Origin of the sequence: Methylomonas sp. ZR1 (assembly GCF_013141865.1) — a bacterium.
GTDB lineage: Bacteria > Pseudomonadota > Gammaproteobacteria > Methylococcales > Methylomonadaceae > Methylomonas.
In genome coordinates this window covers 3,515,510-3,534,996 of the sequence record NZ_RCST01000001.1, presented here as the reverse complement: position 1 = coordinate 3,534,996, position 19,487 = coordinate 3,515,510, and the positions used below count along the sequence as shown (strand labels likewise).

Below are 19,487 nucleotides of genomic sequence, written 5' to 3'. Positions count from 1 at the left end.
ACGGTTTCCGGGGCCTAGCGTCCTTTTAGCTACCCTGGAAACCCTCTGAAATACCCATTAAAAGGACGTATTTGGGGTAGAAAAGGACGCATAAAAGGACGCATTTTTCTTACGTCCCTTTAAACAGATCGACACCTTTTTCACCGGCATCCGGATGAGTTCCCTCGATATACTTCGCATAAGCCTTTTCCGTTTGAGTGATCGTTGAGTGACCTAAGTGATGCGACAGCCATCTTAAAGACTCGCCGGCCGACAACATTCTTGATGCAAATGTGTGTCTGGTTTGATAGGGGCGCCGGTATCTCACCTCCGCATCTCGGCAGATTAAAATAAAGGCTCGTCTGATTGGTTGGTCACCTTTCCACGGACGATCATCATATGGGTTGAGAAATATGATGCCTTTTGGCCCAGAGAGCTTTCTTTGTTCCACCAACGCATCGTGAGCTGGCCCGAGTAGACGAACGATCCTTTTTCCGGAGTAGGTCTTGGTTGTTTCAGCGATGGTGGCTTTTTGAGTCTTGGCGCGCTTGATATGAATTCTCATACCCTTGAAATCAATATCCTCCCAAGTAAGTGCTACCATCTCTGACGTTCTCATCCCGGTCCAAAATGCAAACTGAATAAAGTTGTGAATATGGCCGCTACAGTTCGCTAGAATCAAACTCTCTTCTTCTACGGTAAAGGGGTCTAATTCTTTATCCTCACTTGGAGCCTCTGTTCGCTTGAATTTAAAATTAGCCAGAGGATTAATTGGGATTAAATCCAATTCGCAAGCAGATTGAAGTGCCGACCTGAGCGGCGAGATGATATTGGAGATGGTTTTGTTGCTGGCTTTTTTTGATTTACACCAATCGCGCACATGCTCTTTGCGAAGATCTGCCAATTTAATATGGCCGAACGCGGCAGTTAATTGTTTGGTGTATTTAACGTAGCTGTCGAAACTGGATGATTTTAAATGTGCCTCTTTTTCATCGAGACAGGTTTTTAACCACTGGTCTACCGTTAGATCGGATGAGGTTTCTATTTTTTGAAATTGCTTACTGCCGGGGAAGGTTACTGCGTAATCAAATGTGCCAGCGGCAATGGCGTGAGTAATCGCTACTCGGTGAAGCTCGGCCTTTTTTAACGCTACATCAATTGGAGTGGTGCTGGGGTTGAATCTGATTCTCTCCCGACACCTTTCGCCTCTGTAGAGGAATTCGATTTGAATGCTGGTGTTCGAGACTTGCCGGACACCATTACCTTCTCTACCCATAAGTTGTAACCGATAACACTAATTAATACACGACCATCGGGCGCCTTTACCCACAGCGAGCCCTCAAGCCAATCGCCGCGATCTATTTTATTGCGAATGGCTTTTGGAGTATAACCCGATTCATGAGCAAACCGCTCGATGGTCTTATATTGAAGCATTATGCAATCAGCGCCAGATATTCGTCTTCAGTTAATATCGTGGTGCCGAATTTGCCGGCCGCCTGTGTTTTATTCGCGCCGACGTTCGCACCCACCACCAAGTAATCGGTTTTAGCCGACACCGAGCTGCCGACTTTTGCGCCCAATGCCTTTGCTTGTTTCTCCATATCCTCGCGTTTGCTGCGCTGCATTGAGCCGGTGAACACAATAGTCTTGCTGGAAATAGCCGAATTACCGACGCTGGCCGCGCCTGTTGTCCGTTTGAGATTAAAGCGGGGCATGAGTGCAGTAACCTGTGACTTAACCTTAGCGAGCGAATTTACGAGACTCTTGGCGGTTTTCTCAGCAAAGCCATCGATCTGCACGATGTCATCCACCGTGAGGCCGAACACATCTTCAATCCGGTGATGCTTGAGTAGCTTTTCACAGCCACCTTTGCCGACGTTCGGGATTGAGAATGCGGCAAGGAATCGCCAGTCTTCGATCTGAACTCTTTCGCTATTCGTCAGTGCGTCACATAAATTGGAGGCGATACCTGCGCTAATACCGCATGCCTCAAAGTCGCGATGATCCATTCCGTAAATTCCCGACATTGGCCCATAGCCGACAACACCGCCATATCTTCCTCTTGGCCAATGGCTCTAACACCAACATAGATGTTTTTCGAGTTTTCGATAGAGTCATTGGTGCGGTGGTCAGGAGCCATCAAATCAAGATAGTCGACCACCAATAAATCAAAACGAATACCGTTGGTGTTACCGGTTGCGACAAAGCGGAAGTTGGGGTGAGGGCGAATGACGCGATTAGCGGCGTCTGCCTCTTTAATAACCAGTGACTTACCTTCCAGCACAGACTGATAGACCGCAAGCACACTTGGCATGCCGAAGTCGTATTCGTCGGCCATATAAATGTGACCTTCTTTCATCGCTACTGCTAACGGCCCCAGTTCAAATACTGTCGCGCCGTCACGCACCGTCCATTGACCCACGATGTGAGACTCTTCGGTGCCGATGGTATGCTGAACCCGAATAAGCGGGCGATTGGTTCTCGCGCAAACCTGCTCAAATAAGGATGACTTACCGGTGCCGGCGTGACCCCACAGCAGAATAGGGCGGTTGATGGCGAAACCCAGCAGGATGTTTTTCAGGATGTCGATGTCAAAAACGAAGTTTTCATCAATATCAGGAATCATGATTTCGTCACTGCCTTTTGACCGGGCGAAGACGGTGATCATAATGGGGTCGCCATTACCATTTAGCGCCGCTTTGGTGCTACCCAACTTAAATACGCTGCTGAGCGACTGCTGAGTTTCCAATCCGGAGTTGGCGGTCATCGGAATGACATTGGCCGAATTGATGTGGCCAATCTTGCTTTTCTCTTCGCGGTTTTGACGAACCTTCGCCTCCATCGCCTCACTCAGCAAAGGTGAGTCGGGGAAGTCTTCCTTGTATTGGTCGACCGTGTAATCTGGGTGCTCATCGCGAATATGAATTTGGACAGAGTGAATCAGCGCACCGCAGATTTGGCATGCGATTTTCTTATTGGCAACAGGTTGTTCTTTTTCGGCAGTTTGGGTCATATTAATCCTCTTAAGATCGTTGAATGGGTTTGCTCTGAATCTCTAAAAACATATGATACAAGAGATTCAGAGGGTATTATAGTCACCACTTAGTTACTTTGCACCCGCCAATAACATTTGCTTTAACTGCCTCGCGACGACGGTTGGTAATTGGCTGATGTCCTCTACAAGAATAAACTTGCTATAGAAGGACTCAACCGCTTTACTGTTGATGCCGATTCCCACAACATTAATACCTGAAGCCTCAATCTGCCTCACAGTCTCTCTGAGATGGTGATTTAGATCGGCATTACCGTAAGAGGCGGGCATGCCGTCGGATAACACGATCATAATCTTGCCTTTACCCTTTTGAGCCATTAATCGCTTTGCCGCGATCATGACCGACTCGCCATCAAGATTGTCGCCCATTTCGCCGTTGTCGCCGGCAACCGAGGCTAAGCGCTTCTTCACGGTCATTGTCATCTTCTCACCAAAGCGCTTGAATATAGGCATGACAATTTTGCGATACCTGGCGTATCTTACGCCCAGATTGCGCTCATCCTCTCGCATCTTTTCATAAACGCCATACGGCGATTCTGCGGTAGTGAAGCCAATAACCTCGTTATTTATGCCGAGCCTCTCCAACACTGTTGAAAGAGTGAATGCCGCTGTTGCTGCCAAAGCGATCTTGCCGTGACTCATTGAGCCACTACAGTCAATCACTAATTCCACATCCACATCTTTAGTGGTGTTGATTTGCTTGCGGCGAAACACTCTATCATCGCCAAACTTCAAGCGGGATAGGGCGGCCGCGTGTAATTTACCACTACGGAATCCGCCAGTATGTGTGGATGCTGATTTAGCGCAAACCGCGCGCTCGATGTCCTTTTCAATCGGCGCCATCATGTGCTGAACGGCATCCTCAAAGGTCGAGACTTCTCTGTCGTTCGCCAATCGCCCAAAATCAATATCCTCATACGGCCCAATTTTATCAAACTCGTCAGTGTAGATCAGGTAGTCTGATGACTTCGCCGTTTCAGCGACCGACTCAGCCAAACAAGTGCCGAGATTGCCATTGAGACCGCCGGCAACAATATCTGCCATTGATGTTCCGGATTCCTCCTCTTCCTCTTCCTCTTCCTCTTCCTCTTCTGGGTTTACTGAGCTCTCACCCTCCCCCTCATCAGCTTCACCCTGATTACCGGATTCGTCATCCTCACCGGATTCATCGTCACTCTGACCATCTTCATCATGGCCTTCAGATGAATCACCATCATCGTTGTCTCCTTCAGATGAATCAGATTCCCCCTCATTCTCATCCGATTCACTTTCTTCCTCGTCAGCGGAGTCGCCATCTTCCTCATTCTCCGCACCCTCAGATTCATCTTCGGGCTCCTCAGACTCAGCATTTTCGTCTTCATCCTCTTCTTCAGCGCTCTGTGGTTCATTTTCTTGCTCATCATTTTCGCTTTCATCCTCGGCATCGGGTTGACTAGAGGGTTGGGTTTCCGTGCCGGATTCATCCGGTTCGCCTTCGCCGTCATCACTTTCGTCATCGGGCTGTGGTGGGCCGGGCTGTGCCGGTGGTGTGTCGCCGTGCAGAATCTTTTTGATTTGCTTGGCCATCTCCAAACAATCTTTGGTGCTTTGTGTGGTTGACAGCTTGGCCGATAGCGGCTCGATCTTTTTCTTGAAGTCACCGAGGTGATGCCACTTGTCGTCCATGTAATCGATAAATGATTGCTGACCTGATAGTGCGCGGATACCGGCAACAGCTAATCCTCTTTTGATCATGTCGGAGTCGCCATCGGCAATCAATTTGTCGAGGTATTTTTCCCGGTAGAAAGCCGAAACATTGCCCAGGTTATAAGCGCAGCCTCTAAACTTCTCAGCCATCTTGCGCTCAACGAAGGCGTCTTCGACGATATTATGCAGACTTTTGGTTGAGTCATCGGTGACTGACTTTATAACGGAAAAATCAGTGAATAAGGCATGACCGACTTCGTGATCCAAATAGCCCTGAACGGCTTGAATCAACTGCTCACTGGCATCATCGGGCAGATAGGGGAGGTTTATCTCCTCTATCACACCGGTTCTGGCGTTACACTTGGTATAAGCGTCAACCCCTCTTTGTGTGACCTTTACGTTACTCTCGGTGAGAATTTGGGTTATCGCCCGAATGCTCTGGCGAAGGGTTTCGACATCGCGGTTTATCATAATTAGCTCCTCTTAAGTATCTCTCGATAAAACAAATTATACCCCGCCGGGGCAGGGTATCTTTCGGTTCATCACATAGCCAACAATGTCACCTGATCGCCCGTTCCTTGTATCGACACATTCAACCCACCATCGCCGGACTCCCAAATATTGATGACGTGATCGTCACCATCGATAGTTTTAACCAATTCGCAATTCGCAATAATATTTGAGATTTCGCCTATATTTGATTGCGAAACACTTACGTCCTTAATTTTCATTTCATTTTCCACTGTTAGCGTTAAAAGCATAATCTTACCGGCTCACTTTGTGGATAGCAAAGTAAGTCAGTGATTATTTTATGGTGATTATTTTAAAAAAGAATCGCTTGGATGGGCAATACATTATTTTTTTGTTGATGCTAGTGGCGCACCCGCGAATACCACACTTTTTACGCTGATTCTAAAAATATTACCACTTGTAAAGTAACTCATTCGTGAATTAGAATGCAGTCAGGTTTACCAGCATTAATAGACCACACATTCGGGCTGTAACCAAATGATTAATAGAGGATTATAAAAATGAACGATGTTAGCAAAGAGGCTAAAGCTAAGGTGGCTGCGTTTGTAGAAAAGCACGTCAACCGCAGCAAATACAGCCAAAAAGAAATTGCCGAAATATGCGGCTTTAATACCCCCAATATCATCACAATGATCAAACAGGGTATGACTAAGGTGCCCATAGAGAAGATTCCTAAGTTGGCCCAGGCTCTTGACATAGACAGAGTGGAGTTTTTTGACTTCGTAATGAGAAGTTACAAGCCAAAGGAATACGAGGCTATCTTGGAGATCATTGGTGAGCCCATCACCGAAGCCGAGCACAAGGTAATTAGACTTTTGAGAAGACACATTCCAGAAGGTGACCTAATCAACCGGACAGATCACTACCTTGACAAAATCAGAGAAGCAATCACCACATAAACGCAGTTTTGCACTAAACCCCATCATCGTGATAAGTTCTTCAATAAAGAGAATTGCTCACGATGACCCACACATCAAACATCTGGCTTCAGCCAATCACCGACATTGAGCTCTTAGAGGCTTTATCTAAATTCAACCTCCCGACACAGTCGGCGATCACGCTTACCGTGGTTACCGATATTAAGCCAAGTGAGATCATTGATCTAACCTGGTTCAAGCTAAAATCCAAACCCATAAATAAAAAAGCGATCAAGCTGCTATCGGCAATGCCTCGACACATTTTCTCAGACCTGGTGTTTTGGGAGACTGTCAATGGCGGTGTTGAGCCACTACGATCTTTCGAAAATAACTTGGCATTGTTTTTGAATGGTAAAACTTTAGCAGAGTTCAATTCCCTTTACCGGAACATGATTTACATTCAAGAATCCAGCACACAATTCATGAGGGATGTCAACGATAATATTTTCTTCACCCTTTTGTGAAAATTAAAAGGACGCATAAAAGGACGCATGGTGTCGAAGGCTACGGTATTCGTAACCAGGACGGGGGTTCAATTCCCCCCACCTCCACCACCTAAGATTAAGAACGGGGCTAAGGCCCCGTTTTTTATGGGTTAAAGAAAATTTTATATTGCTGGATTTTTCTAATCCAATATTGAGGTCACTAACAGGGCCACATGATCGGGCAAGCAAGCTTGGGACAATTAGCTTATTTATGGAAAAACAATCGTGCTTCCTAAATCTTGGTGCAATGCTTTAAAGCTAACGAGCAAACCATAGTAGTTATAAATACTCATCAATGGCCATCAAAAAATCCGATCTCTATTCCTCCCTTTGGGCCTCGTGCGACCAATTGCGTGGCGGCATGGACGCCAGTCAGTACAAGGACTATGTCCTGTTCATGCTGTTCATCAAATACATTACCGACAAATACGCCGACAGCGACGACTTTGCGCCGCCGGTGGTGATTCCGCCCGGCGCCAGTTTCAAGGACATGATTGCCCTCAAAGGCAAATCCGACATCGGTGACAAGATCAACACCCAGATCATCGGCCCCTTGGTCAATGCCAACGCCCGCTTATCGAAAAGTGACTTCCCGGACTTCAACGACCCCAACAAACTCGGTGAAGGCAAGGACATGGTGGAGAAGCTCTCCAACCTGATCGGTATCTTCCAAAAGCCCGAGCTGGATTTCTCCAAGAACCGCGCCGAGCACGACGACATTCTCGGCGACGCTTACGAATACCTGATGCGCCACTTCGCCACCGAAAGCGGCAAGAGCAAAGGCCAGTTTTATACGCCATCTGAAGTCAGCCGGGTCATCGCCAAAGTGGTCGGCATTTCTCCAGACAATACCAATGCCCGTACTACTGCTTACGATCCGACCTGCGGCTCCGGCTCGTTGCTGCTGAAAGTCGCCGCCGAAGCTGGGAAACCACCAATTAATCTGGAAGGCCAGGAAAAGGATGTCACCACCGCCGGTCTGGCGAGGATGAACATGATCTTGCACGACTTCCCGACCGCCACCATCCTGTCCGGCAACACGCTGGCCTCGCCCAAGTTCAAAGACGGCGAAAACCTGCGCACTTACGATTACGTGGTCGCCAATCCGCCGTTTTCCGACAAGACCTGGAGCACCGGCCTGACGCCGGGCGACGATGCTTACCAGCGCTTTGTTTGGGGCGAGCCGCCGGCCAAACAAGGCGACTACGCCTATCTGCTGCACATCATCCGCAGCCTGAAAGCCAACGGCAAAGCCGCCTGCATTCTGCCGCACGGCGTGCTGTTTCGCGGCAATGCCGAAGCGGTGATTCGCCAGCAACTGGTGCGCTCCGGCTATTTGAAAGGCATCATCGGCCTGCCGGCCAACCTGTTTTACGGTACCGGCATCCCGGCCTGTATTCTGGTCATCGACAAGGAAAACGCTCCCGCCCGCAAAGGCGTGTTCATGATCGACGCCAGCAAGGGCTACATCAAGGACAGCAACAAAAACCGCCTGCGCGAGCAGGACATCCACAAAATTGTCGACACCTTCAGCAAGCAAGCCGACGTGCCGCGCTACGCCCGCATGGTGGCGTTCGATGAAATCGCCGATCCGAAAAACGACTTCAACCTTAACCTGCCGCGCTACATCGACAGCAGTGAGCCGGAAGATATTCAGGACATCAACGGCCACCTCAACGGCGGCATCCCCGAACGCGACCTGGATGCGCTGGCCGACTACTGGCAAGTGCTGCCCGGCGTCCGCGCCAGCTTGTTTGCATCACTGCGCCCAGGTTATGCGCAACTGACGCTGCCGCTGGCCGAAGTCAAACCAGCCATATTCCGCCACGCTGAATTCACCGCCTTCAACACCCAAGCGACTGAACGCTTTCAAGGTTGGCGCGACGCTACCACGCCACAACTGACCGGCTTTGGTAAAGAAGGCCACCCCAAAGCCTTGATCGAAACCATCGCCGAAGACTTGCTGAACACATTCAAGCCCGCGCCGCTGCTGGACGCCTACGACATTTACCAGCATCTGATGGACTACTGGGCCGAAACCATGCAGGACGATTGCTACCTGATTTCCGCCGATGGCTGGGTCGCCCAACCCACACGTATCGTCGAAACCGACAAGAAAGGCAAAACCAAGGACAAGGGCTGGGTCTGCGATCTGATCCCCAAGCCCTACATCGTCGCCCGCTACTTTGCCGAGGAGCAGGCCGCGATAGAGGCCAAACAGGCCGAACTGGAAGCCGTCAGCGCCAGCCTCGCCGAACTGGAAGAAGAACATAGCAGCGAAGACGCCATCTTTTCCGGTTACGACAATATTAATGTCGCCGCCGTTAAAGATCGGATCAAAGAGCTAGGCAAAGACTCGGATGGCGCCGACGAATTAAAAGTATTGAAACAGTGGCTTGAACTGGGTAATCAGATCAGCATGCTGAAAAAGCAGATCAAGGAAGCCGAAACCGCGCTCGACCAACTGGCCTACGACAAATATCCAAAGCTGAGCGAAGCTGAAATCAAGACCCTAGTCATAGCCGACAAGTGGATGGCGCACCTGTCCGCAGCCGTGCAGGGCGAACTGGATAGAGTCTCGCAAACCTTGACCGGCCGCATCCGGCAATTGGCCGAACGCTACGCCACACCGCTGCCTCTACTGGAAGACGAGGCGGCGGCCCTGGCCGTTCGCGTGGCAGAACACCTCAAAAAAATGGGCGTGGTATGGCCATGAATGAGCATAACGTAGGGTGGATAAGCGCTAGCGCATCCGCCGATATTCCTACACCGGCAACATGAGCGATTACCAACGCATCCGGATTCCCGGCGCTTGTTATTTCTTTACCGTCGTCACTTGGCGGCGCAAGCCGGTTTTTATTGATGATGCGCGGGTTTCGCTGTTTCGAGAGGCCTTGCGTAAAGTCAAGGCAAGCCGCCCGTTTCAAATCGACGCAATGGTCATTTTACCGGATCACCTGCATTGTATTTGGCGGTTGCCGGAGGACGACGCGGATTATTCCGGTCGTTGGCGCGAAATCAAAAAAGCCTTTTCCCGCCAAATCGATACCACCACCAATGCCAGAAACGAGCGATTGGTCTGGCAACGGCGGTTTTGGGAGCATACGATTCGCGACGCGGACGATTGGCGGCGCCACGTGGATTACATTCATTACAACCCGGTCAAACACCGATTAGCGCAGCGCCCCAGCGATTGGCCGTGGTCGTCGTTTGCCGGCGCCGTCAAAAAAGGTTGGTACGATGCCGAATGGGGCGCCACACCGCCAAGCCACATCATCGACATGGAGCACGAATGACCGCAAAAATACCCAACGTAGGGTGGATAAGCGAATGCGCATCCACCATTATTTGCCGAGGTCCGGTGGATGCGCTGGCGCTTATCCACCCTACTACTATTTGCCCAAGGTTCAACGGTTCAACGATGCCGTGGAAAATGCAACCCAATGAGTAATCAACCAACAAACCATGCCGAGGCGGTCAACGAAGCTAGCGCGGCTTATGGCTTGCGGATCGACAAGGAAGCGCGGTATGACGAATCCTCCCGTAGGGCGGATAAGCAAAGCGCATCCACCGAGTCATTGAAGCCTCCGGTGGATGCGCGTTCGCTTATCCACCCTACTACTGGTAAGGCGGCTTTGCTTAGGCCGGGGTACAAGATGACGGAGGTGGGGGTCATTCCAGAGGATTGGAAAGTCTCTACCGTGAGCGACGAGTTTGAAGTCAAACTTGGAAAAATGCTTGATGCAGAGAAAAACACTGGCGTTCCTAAACCTTACCTCGGCAATAGAGCAATTCAGTGGGGAAGGATAGATATCTCAGAGTTGCCGACAGTCCCAATGTCTCGTGCAGACATTGAAAAGTACCGCCTTTACAAAGGTGATCTGCTCGTTTGTGAAGGGGGCGAAGTAGGTCGAGCCGCAATTTGGGATGCCCCTATATCAGAGTGCTACTATCAAAAAGCGCTTCATCGCTTGAGGCCACTGAACGGATTCAACGCTAAAGTCATGGTTGCATATTTGCAACTATGGTCTGATCGCGGCCTGCTCAAGAATTATGTGACGCAGACGAGTATTGCGCATCTGCCGCGTGAAAAGTTTATGGAAATCCCAATACCGGTGCCTCCAGTCGCTGAACAACGCGCCATCGCGGCGGCATTGAGCGATGTGGATGCGCTGCTGGACGGGTTGGAGCGGCTCATCGCCAAGAAGCGCGACCTCAAGCAGGCCGCCATGCAACAACTCCTCACCGGCCAAACCCGCTTGCCGGGATTCAGTGGGGATTGGGAGGTTAAGGGATTGGGAGAACTTGCGAAGATTCAGCGTGGCGCATCGCCTCGACCGATTGATAGCCCAATTTGGTTTGACGAAAACTCTTCAATTGGTTGGGTTAGAATTTCTGATGTGACAAGTTCGGGAATGTTCCTTCACGAGACGACTCAGCGACTTTCCGCTCTCGGCGTGAAAAACAGTCGCCCTGTTGCAGCAGGAAGTCTGATCATGAGCATCTGTGCGACGGTTGGCAGACCGATCATCACAAAAATTGATGTTTGTATTCACGACGGATTCGTCTTGTTCGACAATCTTGAAGCAGATCAGTTGTTTGTTTACTACGTTCTAAAATGGATCGAGCCTGATTGGTCGAAGCACGGGCAAACTGGCTCTCAGATGAATTTGAACACGGGACTTATCAACGGCACGCCAATCAAGCTTCCTCCGCATGACGAACAAACCGCAATCGCCACCATCCTTTCCGACATGGACGCCGAAATCGCCACGCTGGAAGCCCGCCGCGACAAAACCCGCGCCCTCAAACAGGGCATGATGCAGGAACTGCTCACCGGCAAGACCAGGCTGCTATGATCATGCCTGCTAAATCCTTTTTTACCCATGGAGCTCTCGATGAACGTACTTGACGAAGACAGCTTGCGGTTTCAGGAAGTCTTTATTCCGGAATTGGCCGAGGGCGCCATCAAACAGGCTTATTACCAGACACTGGCCGCCGGTTGTTCGGTGCTGGAAGCGGTGGATGGACAATTGATCGAATCCTCGCCGGATGGCTCGCGCCGGGTAGTGAAGTCATTGCCCAAGCCCATTCCCGTCAAGCCCGGCCAGCGCTTGCGGCGTCGGCAAAAATGACTTCGGCAACGCCGCGGCTAAGGATGTTCGCCGGGCCGAATGGGTCAGGTAGCCGCAGGCCGATATACTACCGTTAGTATGAGTAGCTATCAGCCTCCGTTCCAGCTCAGTCATACCATGCTTGCCAAAGTGGCGGAGATCGCCGAGTTACTGGGGCGCTGGAAACAGGCAGGCCAGGACACTCTGGCGCCGCAACTGCGGCGGGGGAACCGTATTCGCACCATTCAAGCATCGTTGGCTATCGAACAGAACACACTGTCGGTGGAACAGGTGACGGCCGTGCTGGCCGGTAAAACCGTGCTGGGATTGCCGCGAGAAATTCAGGAGGTGAAGAATGCCTTTGCCGCCTATGAGGCGCTTCCCGATTGGCGCCCGGATAGGCTGGATGATCTGTTAGCCGCCCATGGCTTGTTGTTGCGAGGCTTGGCCGACGACGCAGGCTGTTTGCGTGAAGGTGGAGTCGGCATTTATCAAGGTCAGCGACTGGTGCATATGGCGCCGCCACCCAGTCAGTTAACCCGCCTGATGAATGATCTACTGGATTGGCTGGCTCACAGCGATGCCCATCCGCTGATTGCTTCGTCCGCTTTGCATTATGAACTGGAATTTATTCATCCTTTTAGCGACGGTAATGGACGCATGGGCCGCTTGTGGCAAACGCTGATACTGAGCCGTTGGCAATCGATTTTGGCTTATTTGCCGGTCGAGACGGTGATTAAAAGCCGGCAGGATGATTACTACCGTGTGCTGGGCGAGGCCGATCAAGCCACCGATTGCAGTGATTTCATCCTGTTTATGCTTGATGCGATCGGCGAAGCTCTGCAACAAGCGATCACCAGCGAAACGCCGGTTAAAACGCTGGTTAAAACGCCGGTGAAAACTCCAGAACAGATTTTAGCCCTGCTGCGGGAGCAGCCGACTTTAACCCTGGCGGAGGTTGCTGTTCGTTTGGGTAAATCGACCAGCGCTGTGGAACGCGCCGCTCGCAAACTTCGAGAGCAAGAGCGTTTGCGCTATGTGGGCCCGCAAAAAGGTGGGCATTGGGAGATAAAGGAATAATGGATCAAAACACCCGCTCCGAACGTAACACTCAAAACCGAATCGTCAGTCTGTTCACCGATCCGTCACAGCTCAATTGCCTGGGTTACCGCTATCTTGGCGAATGGAGTAAACGCCAGAACAATCGCCCTATCGAAACCGCACTGCTTCGCGATAACCTGATGGCACGCGGCTATTCCGCCGCCCACATCAGTGCTGCTTTGCAAAAACTGGACACTGCTGCCGACGTCAGCGGCATCACGCTTTATCAAGCCAATCTTCGCACCTATCAGTTATTGCGCTACGGCATTCCGGTGCAAATCGCCGCCGGTCAGGCGCACGAGACGGTGCATTTGATCGATTGGGAACGTCCAGAGCTTAACGACTTTGCGCTGGCCGAGGAAGTGACTCTTAAGGGCGGCCACGAGCGGCGGCCGGACATTGTGCTGTATATCAACGGTATCGCCATCGCGGTGATCGAGTTAAAGCGCAGTTCGGTGGATGTGGCGGACGGCATACGCCAGCTCATCACCAATCAGGAAGCTATTTTCAACCAAGGCTTTTTCAGCACGGTGCAACTGGTGTTGGCGGGCAGCGATGCGCAAGGTCTGCGTTACGGCACCACCGGCACGCCCGAGCAGTTCTTCGTGGAGTGGAAAGATCAAACGCCTGCCGAAGCGGGCTCGGTGCCGAGTGCTGGCGCCTTGCTGGATAAGCAGTTGGGGCAGTTATGTAACAAGGCCACGCTGCTGGATTTGCTCCATAACTTCATCATCTTCGATGCCGGCCAGAAGAAAGTGCCGCGCCAACACCAGTTTTTCGGTGTAAAAGCCGCGCAGGAGCGCATGGCCAAGCGCGAGGGCGGGGTGATTTGGCATACCCAGGGTAGCGGCAAGAGCATCTTGATGGTGCTGATCGCCAAGTGGTTGCTGGAGCACGATCCCGAGGCGCGGATATTGGTGGTCACCGACCGCGACGAGCTGGACAAGCAGATTGTCGGCGTGATGCGCAATGCCGGGGTGATTGGCGAAAACTCAGCGTCGCCGCGCATCACCTCGCGGGCCGATTTCGTGAATAAACTGGCCGCGACTACGCCGCGTTTGCTGTGCGCGTTGATCCATAAGTTCGACGTGTCTGATCTGAAAGGCGCGCCGCCGAAGGTGGCAGGGCGCTTTTATGTGTTTGTGGACGAATGCCACCGCACTCAGGGCGGCGACATGAACAAGCAGATGAAGCGCTGGCTGGAGAGCGCGATCTTCATCGGTTTTACCGGCACGCCGCTACTGCGCAAGGACAAGCAAATGACGCGGGACGTGTTCGGCACCTATATCCATACCTACAAGTTTCATCAGGCGGTGGCCGATAAAGTGGTGCTGGATTTGAAATACGAGGCCCGCGACGTGCCCGAACGGCTGACCTCGCAGAAAAAAATCGACGAATGGTTCGAACAAAAAACCCAAAACCTCAACAACTTTCAGAAGGCGGCGTTGCGTAAACGCTGGGCGACGATGGAAGAGTTGATGAGCGCCGAAGGTCGTAAACGCGAGGTGGTCGCTGAAATCATCTCCGATTTCGCTCTTAAACCGAGACTGAATAACGACCGCGGCACCGCTATTCTGGTGGCCGCCTCCATCTACGATGCCTGTCATTATTTCAGGCTGTTCAGAAATACCCACTTTGGCCCCCACTGCGGCATCATTACCTCGTACGAACCGAATACCAATGCCATCTCGAAAGAACCCGCCAACAGCGATGAACGCTATAAGTTTGATACCTATAGTCAGTTGGTATTGAAGGATTTTCCGACCACCGAGAAATACGAAACGGAGATGAAGCGCCGCTTCATCGACGAGCCGGCCAATCTTAAATTGCTGATCGTGGTGAGCAAGCTGCTGACCGGCTTCGACGCGCCCAGCTGCACCTACATCTATCTCGACAACGAGCTGCGTGACCACAATCTGTTCCAGGCGATCTGCCGCACTAACCGGCTGGATGGCGACGACAAGGACTACGGCCATATCGTCGACTTCAAAAAGCTCTTTGGCGACGTGCAACAAGCCATCGCCGTGTACAGTTCCGACGAACTGGACATCGACCAGGGCAACGGCGGCGAAAACAACGTGCGCCTGAAAAACTGGCTGGAAGAAGGCAAGAGGCAACTGGACGATGCCCGTCAAGCACTGCACTACCTGTGCGAACCGGTACTGCCGCCGCGAGAAGTCGAACAGTACCTGCATTATTTCTGCGGCGATGCCGCCAACCCCGACGCGCTAACCGAAACCGAAGCATTGCGGGTGACGTTCTACAAGGCGGTGGCGATCTTTGCCCGTGCCTACGCCGACATTGCCCAGGAACTGACCGAGGCGGGTTATTCCGAGGCTGAGGTCGAGGCATTGAAAAAGGCAGTGGAATTCTACGCCGAGATTAGGGCCGCCATTAAGAAGCACTCGGGTGAAGAGCTGGACATCAAGCCTTACGAGGCTGACATGCGCCACCTGATCAATACTTACATCCAGGCCGACCCGGCGGAGGAATTAGGGGAACTGGGTGAAATGTCGCTGACCGAGCTGATCATCAAGACCGGTATCCACGATGCCATTGCCAAGAAACTGAACCAGAAAGGCAAGTTGTCGAAGAACGCTATCGCCGAGGGGATTATCAACAACGTCCGCAAGACCATCATCCGCGACCAGCTCACCGACCCCAGGTTCTACGCGCAAATGTCCAAGCTGCTCGACGATCTGATCAAGCAAAGCCGAGCGGATACCGCCGCTTATGAGGCGTTTTTGCGCAAGGCTGAAGAGCTGGTCAAACGCTTGGCGGCAAAACAACCCGAGGCCGGCATTCCCGCCATGTTGCATGGCAGGCACGAGGCCATCGTCATTTACAACAATCTGGCAGACCTGATGCCCGAAGCCACGCCGACGTCTCAGGTGCAGGAACCCACGACCGACTATAGCGATCAGCGTGCGCAACTGGCCCTAAAAATTGATCATGCCATGAGGGAGCAAGCGCCGGCGGGCTGGAAGGGTGATGAAACCAAAGAGCGCGTCGTTCAGAATTTCTTGTACCCAATGCTGAACAAGAACCCGAATGCCACGCTGGCCCTATTCGAGATCATCAAGAACCAGCCGGGATATTGATGTCGGAAACAATCGAGCTTGGCGACATAAGCATCGCTGTTACCCGCAAGGCCATCAAGAACGTGCATCTGTCGGTGCATCCGCCGGAAGGCCGCGTCACGTTGGCCGCGCCGCTGGAAACCCGTTTGGAAGTGGCCAGGGCTTACGCGATTTCAAAGTTGGGATGGATATGCGATCAGCAGGCCAAACTGCGTAATCAGGCCAGAGAGACCCCCAGGCAGTTTGTCGAGCGAGAGACCCACTATCTTTGGGGGCGACGGCATTTGCTGACCATCATCGAGCGCGGCGGCAAGCCGTTTGTGAAGGTCGATCATCGGCGTATTACGCTGTACCTACCGGCAGACAGTGCATTAGAAAATCGTGCAGAGCTGATTCACGAATGGCACAAGGTATTGTTGCATCAAGCCATCCCCCCATTGATTGCCAAATGGCAAGTAAAGCTGGGGGTCGAAGTGGCGCACTATTTTTTGCAACGTATGAAAACTAAATGGGGCAGTTGCAATCCGCGAGCGCGTAATATCCGTTTAAACACCGAATTGGTCAAAAAGCCTAAGCACTTGTTGGATTATGTCGTTTTGCACGAAATGGTGCATCTATTGGAGCCAACCCATAATGAGCGCTTTCTAAGCATTTTGAGTAAGCATTGTCCTAATTGGCAGGAAGTGCGAGCGGAGTTGAATGAATTACCGTTGTCTGCTGAAAATTGGAAAGAGTAATAGTAATCTTCAATATTGGGGCATGAAGAAATGCGGTTCTTATAATTTTTATGTAAAACAATGCCTGCAGAGCTTAATAAAATAGTCCCCACCCACCAAATTATCAAAGCCCAACTGGTCTCGGTTGGGCTTTTTTATTGCCTGTTGGTTTTGGCACCTGGCACTAATTAATTCGCTGTCGATTTTGAGTCAACTTGGTGCGTATTTTTGTGAACTCCAACGGGAAGTTCGTCCTTTTGGTGCGTCGCACCCTTATTTGGCTTAGGAAGTATCGGACAATTTTGCTGGCGAGAAAATTGCTGGTAGATCGGCATGTCTAAACTGAAGGCGCATCAAAATGTCCGTATTGCTGGTTAACTCGTTTCTCGGTCGCTTCAAGCTAAAAAATAAATTTGCTCTGATATTGACGCTAATTGTGTTGGCCAGTGTGCTGCCCTTGGCTATGTTCGTCGATGCGGGCGTGTCAATTTCCGGGCCGCAATGGTTGGTGATTGTATCCGCTAATCTGGCTTGGATACTGGTGTTGTCAGCATTATATTCGTCCCTATCGGGTGCGATTGCGGCATTGATCGGCGCACATAGGCAGTTAGAGCTTGGCAACTTTAATATGCGACTACAGCTTACCGGTCAGGACGAGCTGTCACAGTTATATAGCGGTTTTAACGAAGCCGCCAAAGCCTTGGGCCGGCGCATAGGCGATGTACATGCGTCTATTCAAGAAGTGACTTATGCCGCCGACCAACTCAACCAGGGTGCCGGTTTCGTCGCCGAAAAACTCGATAACCAACGCGAAAGAACCACGATGATGGCGGCGGCCATCGAACAAATGTCGGCCAGTATCATGGGCGTGGCGGGGCAATGCCGGGATGCCGAAAAAATATCGTCGACCACGCAGCAGCTTTCCCAGCAAGGCCATCGGGCCATCGAAAGCTTTATCGCCGATATGAACGCGCTGTTTGGCGAAATTCAGGACCTGGCTCAATTGATGCAGAATCTGGAATTGCATTCCCAACAGGTTGCCAGTATCTCGGAAGTAATTAAGGCCATTTCCGATCAGACCAACCTCCTGGCTCTGAATGCGGCGATAGAAGCGGCGCGAGCCGGAGAATACGGTCGCGGCTTTGCCGTGGTAGCCGACGAAGTACGCTCGCTGGCAAAACGGGTGCGACAGTCTGCCGAGGAAATAACCGGTACCACTGAAGCCGTCCGGGAAAAAATTCATCTAGCCGTTCAATCCATCGCTGCTACTCGCGATCAAACGGAACAAGGCATTAACAAAGCGTTTGAGGTAGAAAAATCGCTGGCCGGGATTAGACAGTATGCGGATCAAGCCTTAAATAACGTAACGATGATAGCAACCAGCGCTGAACAGCAAACCCAGGTAAGCCAGGAAATCGGCCGCAACATCGAGACGATTGCGCATAGCGTTGAACAAAACAGCAATGCGGCCCAGGAATCAGCTGAAATAGCCAGGCATCTGGCTAAATTGGCGCAAATCGTTGCTCATTAACCAATAAAAGGGGAATTAGACGTGCCCGATTATGTTTGTGTATTGTTTTTGTTGGCGGCGGTGATCGCCAGTGCTGCTGCATTTATGTGCTACAAAAATCGCCGGACGCGCCTTGAGCATCTACGTGGGCAACTGCATTACCTGGAAATGACCGGCGCTTTGAAAAACCTATTGACGCAGATACAACAACATCGCGGCATGGTGAGCGCTTATTTGAACGGCGATCTGAGCTTTAAATACAAAATCACGGTCTTGCAATCCGACATTGATCGGCAGCTCGAGCAACTCTCCGGGCAGTTTAAGCAGTCGCCGGAATCGTTGCAGTCGTTCGTTGGTATCCGCGAAGCCTGGAAACAACTACACCCTTCCGTACTGCATCTGACCAAGGAAGCAAGTTTTGAACGACACTGTTTATTGGCCGGCACTATTCTCAATTTGATTCGAGATATAGCGGAGCATAGCCAATTACACCAGGAAAGTATTTGTCCGTTCAGCTTTATAGAAATTCTGTGGCATCTCTTGCCGGATACCGCGGAGGCAATAGGTCAGGCGCGGGCTATCGGCACCGGTATCGCTGCGGCCGGCCGCTGCCGGATCACCGATAGGATTAAGCTGGGTTTTCTGATTACCCGCATCCGTCAGGCCATCGAACGGGTTGAAGCCGGCATGGGTAACGCTAACATGTCCATGGTTGCCGACAGCAGTTTCCAGCAGGCTTCGGCTGCGGTTCATGTGCACATCACCGGTTTTATTGGTCATATCGAGCAAAAATTGCTGACCGCGGATAAGCCGGCGATTGATCCGGCGGCTTTCTTTGACACCGCCACGGGGACATTGAACAGTATTTTTGCGCTTTACGATCAGGGCGAAGTGATTACAAATCATGCCCTGCAAAACCAGCTTGCAAGTGCCAGACGCAGTAGCAATCAGTCTTTCGCCATCGTGTTGGTGAGCTTGGTATTTTTGATGGCTTCCCTGGTGTTGCAGCACGGAGTCGTTTAACCGGCGAGACCAAGAGCCACGCTTTCGATGGCGGCAAACTACTTTTAGGGAGGCTGTAGTACAAAATAAGAGGTGTCATTTCGAATTTGTCTGGTTAAAGTAAGCCGTCTATACCTTCTTTATTGGGAAAAAATCCTGGAAAAGGCAGGATGTCAGTGCGCTTGGTCAAGCTAACCTAGGCAAGACCCGTTTGTTGCGCTATGGTTAAGCCCCATTTCCCCGGCCCCTGTAGCTTCGCGTATAGCGGGTCGGCCGAATAGCACAAAGCGTCGCTAACCTAAACATCCACGTTC

16 protein-coding genes are annotated in these 19,487 nt (G+C 51.4%); 11 read left to right on the top strand and 5 right to left on the bottom strand.

Annotated features, from left to right (window positions below; genetic code table 11):
• Positions 1-109 precede the first annotated feature (109 nt).
• The 5 genes from DDY07_RS15975 to DDY07_RS15955 all read right to left on the bottom strand — a co-directional run bounded on the left by DDY07_RS15975 (position 110) and on the right by DDY07_RS15955 (position 5,448).
• On the bottom strand, positions 110-1,255 hold the full coding sequence (locus DDY07_RS15975; protein ID WP_171696578.1) for a site-specific integrase: 1,146 nt from the start codon (positions 1,253-1,255) through the stop codon (positions 110-112).
• 157 nt (positions 1,256-1,412) lie between these two features.
• Positions 1,413-1,988, bottom strand: a complete 576-nt coding sequence (locus DDY07_RS15970; RefSeq protein ID WP_171696577.1) for a BRCT domain-containing protein — start codon at positions 1,986-1,988, stop codon at positions 1,413-1,415.
• Positions 1,919-2,992 (bottom strand): AAA family ATPase, encoded by a 1,074-nt coding sequence (locus tag DDY07_RS15965; protein WP_171696576.1) that lies wholly within the window; start codon positions 2,990-2,992, stop codon positions 1,919-1,921. The genes DDY07_RS15970 and DDY07_RS15965 overlap by 70 nt, the downstream gene beginning before the upstream one ends.
• A 93-nt stretch (positions 2,993-3,085) precedes the next feature.
• The gene (locus DDY07_RS15960; protein ID WP_171696575.1) at positions 3,086-5,188 is read right to left on the bottom strand and encodes a VWA domain-containing protein; all 2,103 of its coding nucleotides are present in this window, start codon (positions 5,186-5,188) and stop codon (positions 3,086-3,088) included.
• A 71-nt stretch (positions 5,189-5,259) separates the two neighbouring features.
• Positions 5,260-5,448 carry a hypothetical protein gene (locus DDY07_RS15955; protein ID WP_171696574.1) on the bottom strand — a complete coding sequence of 63 codons (189 nt, stop codon included), beginning with the start codon at positions 5,446-5,448 and terminating at the stop codon, positions 5,260-5,262.
• A gap of 300 nt (positions 5,449-5,748) precedes the next feature.
• Here DDY07_RS15955 and DDY07_RS15950 point away from each other — a divergent pair, with 300 nt between their 5' ends.
• From DDY07_RS15950 to DDY07_RS15900, 11 genes are all read left to right on the top strand, one after another.
• Positions 5,749-6,147 (top strand): helix-turn-helix domain-containing protein, encoded by a 399-nt coding sequence (locus DDY07_RS15950; RefSeq protein WP_171696573.1) that lies wholly within the window; start codon positions 5,749-5,751, stop codon positions 6,145-6,147.
• A gap of 62 nt (positions 6,148-6,209) precedes the next feature.
• Positions 6,210-6,629, top strand: coding sequence for a hypothetical protein (locus DDY07_RS15945; RefSeq protein ID WP_171696572.1), 420 nt, complete (start codon positions 6,210-6,212; stop codon positions 6,627-6,629).
• 316 nt (positions 6,630-6,945) lie between these two features.
• Entirely contained in the window at positions 6,946-9,366 is a 2,421-nt protein-coding gene (locus DDY07_RS15940; RefSeq protein ID WP_171696571.1) for a class I SAM-dependent DNA methyltransferase, read from the top strand.
• A gap of 61 nt (positions 9,367-9,427) precedes the next feature.
• Positions 9,428-9,946 carry a transposase gene (locus tag DDY07_RS15935; protein WP_171696570.1) on the top strand — a complete coding sequence of 173 codons (519 nt, stop codon included), beginning with the start codon at positions 9,428-9,430 and terminating at the stop codon, positions 9,944-9,946.
• 147 nt (positions 9,947-10,093) lie between these two features.
• Complete coding sequence (locus DDY07_RS15930; protein WP_171696569.1) at positions 10,094-11,509, top strand: restriction endonuclease subunit S; 1,416 nt, start codon at positions 10,094-10,096, stop codon at positions 11,507-11,509.
• Between the two features lie 39 nt (positions 11,510-11,548).
• The gene (locus DDY07_RS15925; protein WP_171696568.1) at positions 11,549-11,785 is read left to right on the top strand and encodes a hypothetical protein; all 237 of its coding nucleotides are present in this window, start codon (positions 11,549-11,551) and stop codon (positions 11,783-11,785) included.
• A 78-nt stretch (positions 11,786-11,863) separates the two neighbouring features.
• Positions 11,864-12,844, top strand: coding sequence for a Fic family protein (locus tag DDY07_RS15920; RefSeq protein WP_171696567.1), 981 nt, complete (start codon positions 11,864-11,866; stop codon positions 12,842-12,844).
• Positions 12,844-15,966 (top strand): type I restriction endonuclease subunit R, encoded by a 3,123-nt coding sequence (locus DDY07_RS15915; protein ID WP_171696566.1) that lies wholly within the window; start codon positions 12,844-12,846, stop codon positions 15,964-15,966. The genes DDY07_RS15920 and DDY07_RS15915 overlap by 1 nt, the downstream gene beginning before the upstream one ends.
• Positions 15,966-16,682 carry a M48 family metallopeptidase gene (locus DDY07_RS15910; RefSeq protein ID WP_171696565.1) on the top strand — a complete coding sequence of 239 codons (717 nt, stop codon included), beginning with the start codon at positions 15,966-15,968 and terminating at the stop codon, positions 16,680-16,682. The genes DDY07_RS15915 and DDY07_RS15910 overlap by 1 nt, the downstream gene beginning before the upstream one ends.
• A 337-nt stretch (positions 16,683-17,019) precedes the next feature.
• A complete protein-coding gene (locus tag DDY07_RS15905; RefSeq protein WP_171696564.1) occupies positions 17,020-18,192 on the top strand; it encodes a methyl-accepting chemotaxis protein in 1,173 nt (390 codons plus the stop codon).
• Between the two features lie 21 nt (positions 18,193-18,213).
• Positions 18,214-19,194 (top strand): nitrate- and nitrite sensing domain-containing protein, encoded by a 981-nt coding sequence (locus DDY07_RS15900; protein WP_033156049.1) that lies wholly within the window; start codon positions 18,214-18,216, stop codon positions 19,192-19,194.
• Positions 19,195-19,487 lie beyond the last annotated feature (293 nt).